Here is a 5,428-nt window from a genome sequence, read left to right as displayed (position 1 = left end):
GAAAAACCCCGCCTTTTGGGCGGGGTTTTTGGTATGAAGCTCCTGGCGATGACCTACTCTTGCATGCGGATGCACACTACCATCGGCGCGGCTGCGTTTCACTTCCGAGTTCGGGATGGGATCGGGTGGTGCCACAGCGCTATGGTCGCCAGGAAAGGGGTGGAGGGTCGCGGTGATCCCTGCTGGGATTCGCGCCTGTTCCTCTCATGGGGTGGGACGTAGCGAGTGTATCGACTGGTCCGACGTTGTCGTCGAAGCCAAGGCGACTTGGAGTGATATGGTCAAGCCGCACGGCGCATTAGTACAGGTTAGCTCAACGCATTGCTGCGCTTACACACCCTGCCTATCGACCACCTGGTCTTGATGGTGCCTTCAGGGGACTTGTGTCCCGGGAGATCTCATCTTGAGGCGCGCTTCCCGCTTAGATGCTTTCAGCGGTTATCGCTTCCGAACATAGCTACCCGGCAATGCCACTGGCGTGACAACCGGAACACCAGGGGTTCGTCCACTCCGGTCCTCTCGTACTAGGAGCAGCCCCTCTCAAATCTCCAACGCCCACGACAGATAGGGACCGAACTGTCTCACGACGTTCTGAACCCAGCTCGCGTACCACTTTAAATGGCGAACAGCCATACCCTTGGGACCGACTACAGCCCCAGGATGTGATGAGCCGACATCGAGGTGCCAAACACCGCCGTCGATATGAACTCTTGGGCGGTATCAGCCTGTTATCCCCGGAGTACCTTTTATCCGTTGAGCGATGGCCCTTCCATACAGAACCACCGGATCACTAAGTCCTACTTTCGTACCTGCTTGATCCGTCGATCTTGCAGTCAAGCACGCTTATGCCTTTGCACACAGTGCGCGATGTCCGACCGCGCTGAGCGTACCTTCGAGCTCCTCCGTTACTCTTTGGGAGGAGACCGCCCCAGTCAAACTACCCACCATACACGGTCCCCGGCCCGGATCACGGGCCCAGGTTAGAACGTCAAGCACGACAGGGTGGTATTTCAAGGTTGGCTCCACCGAAGCTGGCGCCTCGGTTTCAAAGCCTCCCACCTATCCTACACAGACGAACTCAACGTTCAGTGTAAAGCTGTAGTAAAGGTTCACGGGGTCTTTCCGTCTTGCCGCGGGAACGCTGCATCTTCACAGCGATTTCAATTTCACTGAGTCTCGGGTGGAGACAGCGCCGCTGTCGTTACGCCATTCGTGCAGGTCGGAACTTACCCGACAAGGAATTTCGCTACCTTAGGACCGTTATAGTTACGGCCGCCGTTTACCGGGGCTTCGATCAAGAGCTTCGCCTTGCGGCTGACCCCATCAATTAACCTTCCGGCACCGGGCAGGCGTCACACCCTATACGTCCACTTTCGTGTTTGCAGAGTGCTGTGTTTTTGATAAACAGTCGCAGCGGCCTGGTATCTGCGGCCCCCGCCAGCCTTGGTCCGCATGGACCACCAGCAGGGGCGTACCTTCTCCCGAAGTTACGGTACCATTTTGCCTAGTTCCTTCACCCGAGTTCTCTCAAGCGCCTGAGAATTCTCATCCTGCCCACCTGTGTCGGTTTACGGTACGGTCTGCGCACACTGAAGCTTAGGAGCTTTTCCTGGAAGCGTGGGATCAGTGACTTCGTCCAATGCGGACTCGTCTCGCTGCTCGGCGTTGAATGGAGACCCGGATTTGCCTAAGTCTCCCGCCTACCTGCTTTCCCCGGGACAACCAACGCCCGGTACACCTACCCTTCTCCGTCCCTCCATCGCATGTGCGCGAGGTGCTGGAATATTAACCAGCTTCCCATCGACTACGCGTTTCCGCCTCGCCTTAGGGGCCGACTCACCCTGCGCCGATTAACGTTGCGCAAGGAAACCTTGGGCTTTCGGCGTGCGGGCTTTTCACCCGCATTATCGTTACTCATGTCAGCATTCGCACTTCCGATACCTCCAGCAGACCTCTCGATCCACCTTCGCAGGCGTACGGAACGCTCCTCTACCGCGCATCGCAAGCGATGCACCCCAAGCTTCGGTTCAATGCTTAGCCCCGTTAAATCTTCCCCGCAGACCGACTCGACCAGTGAGCTATTACGCTTTCTTTAAAGGGTGGCTGCTTCTAAGCCAACCTCCTGGCTGTCTGTGCCTTTCCACATGGTTTTCCACTCAGCACTGATTGGGGACCTTAGCTGTGGGTCTGGGTTGTTTCCCTTTTCACGACGGACGTTAGCACCCGCCGTGTGTCTCCCGGATAGTACGTGCTGGTATTCGGAGTTTGCCATGGTTTGGTAAGTCGCGATGACCCCCTAGCCATAACAGTGCTCTACCCCCAGCAGTATTCGTCCGAGGCGCTACCTAAATAGCTTTCGAGGAGAACCAGCTATCTCCGGGTTCGATTAGCTTTTCACTCCTAATCACACCTCATCCCCTACCTTTGCAACGGGAGTGGGTTCGGGCCTCCAGTGCGTGTTACCGCACCTTCACCCTGGGCATGACTAGATCACCCGGTTTCGGGTCTACTGCCTGCGACTATGCGCCCTGTTCAGACTCGGTTTCCCTTCGCCTCCCCTATACGGTTAAGCTCGCCACAGACAGTAAGTCGCTGACCCATTATACAAAAGGTACGCGGTCACCGAACAAGTCGGCTCCCACTGCTTGTACGCACACGGTTTCAGGGTCTATTTCACTCCCCTCGCCGGGGTTCTTTTCGCCTTTCCCTCACGGTACTGGTTCACTATCGGTCGGTCAGGAGTATTTAGCCTTGGAGGATGGTCCCCCCATGTTCAGACAGGGTTTCTCGTGCCCCGCCCTACTCAATTTCATCGAAATGGCCCTTTCGCATACCGGGCTGTCACCGTCTACGGCCGCTCTTTCCAGGGCGTTTTGCTAGAACCAATTCGACTTTTGGGCTGCTCCCCGTTCGCTCGTCACTACTGAGGGAATCTCGGTTGATTTCTTTTCCTGCGGTTACTTAGATATTTCAGTTCACCGCGTTCGCCTCGTACAGCTATGTATTCACTGCACGATACCTCCTAGGAGGTGGGTTTCCCCATTCGGACATCGCCGGATCAAAGCTTGTTGCCAGCTCCCCGACGCTTTTCGCAGGCTGCCACGTCCTTCATCGCCTCTGACCGCCAAGGCATCCACCGTGTGCGCTTGTTCGCTTGACCATATCACCCCAAGTCGCCTCGGGTTGACACATCGTTGCGAACGTACAACGACTTATCACTTCAATAAGGCAGCTCGCGCTGCCCGCCTTAGCCTCTACGACACGTCTGGACCTTCGTCTCAAACGCTCGCTACGTCCCAGTTTTCAAAGAACGCGCCCCGGCCTCAACGCCAGGTCGCTTCCAATCTTTGTGTGTGCGCAAACAACATCCAGAAGTGGTGGGTCTGGGAGGACTCGAACCACCGGCCTCACCCTTATCAGGGGTGCGCTCTAACCACCTGAGCTACAGACCCAAATGTCTTTCGCCTGGCCGGAGTGGTGGAGCCAGTCGGGATCGAACCGACGACCCCCTGCTTGCAAAGCAGGTGCTCTCCCAGCTGAGCTATGGCCCCGCGGGCTGCCGCCCGGATCCCGGGCCGCTCACGACGCATCCGGGTCGATCTCCCGATCGGCCGGACTTCTGAATGCAGGTCACTTGTGCGGACGCCTGACAGGCGACTAGGCGCTGTCTTTCGTCTCTAAAGGAGGTGATCCAGCCGCACCTTCCGATACGGCTACCTTGTTACGACTTCACCCCAGTCATGAATCACTCCGTGGTCGCCGTCCCCCCGAAGGTTAGACTAGCGGCTTCTGGAGCAACCCACTCCCATGGTGTGACGGGCGGTGTGTACAAGGCCCGGGAACGTATTCACCGCAGCAATGCTGATCTGCGATTACTAGCGATTCCGACTTCACGGAGTCGAGTTGCAGACTCCGATCCGGACTGGGAGGCGGTTTCTGGGATTGGCTCGCCCTCGCGGGTTCGCAGCCCTCTGTCCGCCCCATTGTAGTACGTGTGTAGCCCTGGCCGTAAGGGCCATGATGACTTGACGTCATCCCCACCTTCCTCCGGTTTGTCACCGGCGGTCTCCCTAGAGTTCCCACCATTACGTGCTGGCAACTAGGGACAAGGGTTGCGCTCGTTGCGGGACTTAACCCAACATCTCACGACACGAGCTGACGACAGCCATGCAGCACCTGTCTCACGGTTCCCGAAGGCACCAATCCATCTCTGGAAAGTTCCGTGGATGTCAAGGCCAGGTAAGGTTCTGCGCGTTGCATCGAATTAAACCACATACTCCACCGCTTGTGCGGGCCCCCGTCAATTCCTTTGAGTTTCAGTCTTGCGACCGTACTCCCCAGGCGGCGAACTTAACGCGTTAGCTTCGAGACTGAGCGCCTAAGTGCACCCAACCTCCAGTTCGCATCGTTTAGGGCGTGGACTACCAGGGTATCTAATCCTGTTTGCTCCCCACGCTTTCGTGCCTCAGTGTCAGTACTGGTCCAGGTGGCCGCCTTCGCCACGGATGTTCCTCCCGATCTCTACGCATTTCACTGCTACACCGGGAATTCCGCCACCCTCTACCGTACTCGAGCACGCCAGTATCCAATGCCATTCCCAGGTTGAGCCCAGGGCTTTCACATCGGACTTAACGCACCACCTACGCACGCTTTACGCCCAGTAATTCCGAGTAACGCTTGCACCCTTCGTATTACCGCGGCTGCTGGCACGAAGTTAGCCGGTGCTTATTCTTACGGTACCGTCAGTCCAGCCGGGTATTAACCGGCCGTGTTTCTTCCCGTACAAAAGAGCTTTACAACCCGAAGGCCTTCTTCACTCACGCGGCATGGCTGGATCAGGCTTGCGCCCATTGTCCAATATTCCCCACTGCTGCCTCCCGTAGGAGTCCGGGCCGTGTCTCAGTCCCGGTGTGGCTGATCATCCTCTCAGACCAGCTACGGATCGTCGCCTTGGTGGGCCTTTACCCCGCCAACTAGCTAATCCGACGTCGGCTCATCCATCCGCGCCAGGCCCGAAGGTCCCCGGCTTTCCCCCGAAGGGCGCATGCGGTATTAGCGTAAGTTTCCCTACGTTATCCCCCACGGTTGGGCAGATTCCGACGCATTCCTCACCCGTCCGCCACTCGCCACCCAGGGAGCAAGCTCCCCTGTGCTGCCGTTCGACTTGCATGTGTTAGGCCTGCCGCCAGCGTTCACTCTGAGCCAGGATCAAACTCTTCACTTGAGTCTTGCTGGATCCCGAAGGACCCATAAGTCTTGAGTGCAGAGCCCGTCCAGACCCGAAATCACTCGCTGCATCTCTGCTTTGAATTGACTTGGTTCTGTTCGAACGTCTGCCATGGACAACCGTCCACCGGCCAGACGCCCGCACAAGTCACCTGCGCACACTGTCAAGGATCAAAGGAACCGGCCTCAGCGCCGCGTCCCG

2 tRNA genes and 3 rRNA genes are annotated in these 5,428 nt (G+C 57.5%); all 5 read right to left on the bottom strand.

Annotated elements, in window-relative coordinates:
* Positions 1-40: 40 nt before the first annotated feature.
* Positions 41-153, bottom strand: a 5S ribosomal RNA gene (gene rrf, locus ACYU7H_RS12045).
* 124 nt (positions 154-277) lie between these two features.
* Positions 278-3,160, bottom strand: a 23S ribosomal RNA gene (locus ACYU7H_RS12040).
* 215 nt (positions 3,161-3,375) lie between these two features.
* Positions 3,376-3,452: transfer RNA gene (locus ACYU7H_RS12035), tRNA-Ile, on the bottom strand.
* A gap of 23 nt (positions 3,453-3,475) precedes the next feature.
* Positions 3,476-3,551 (bottom strand) — tRNA-Ala (locus tag ACYU7H_RS12030).
* A 128-nt stretch (positions 3,552-3,679) separates the two neighbouring features.
* A 16S ribosomal RNA gene (locus ACYU7H_RS12025) occupies positions 3,680-5,224 on the bottom strand.
* Together the 16S, 23S and 5S rRNA genes with 2 tRNA genes alongside form the textbook arrangement of a ribosomal RNA operon.
* Positions 5,225-5,428 lie beyond the last annotated feature (204 nt).

The sequence above is a fragment of the Luteimonas pelagia genome, from assembly GCF_054776035.1.
This window is presented reverse-complemented; position numbering and strand designations above follow the sequence as displayed.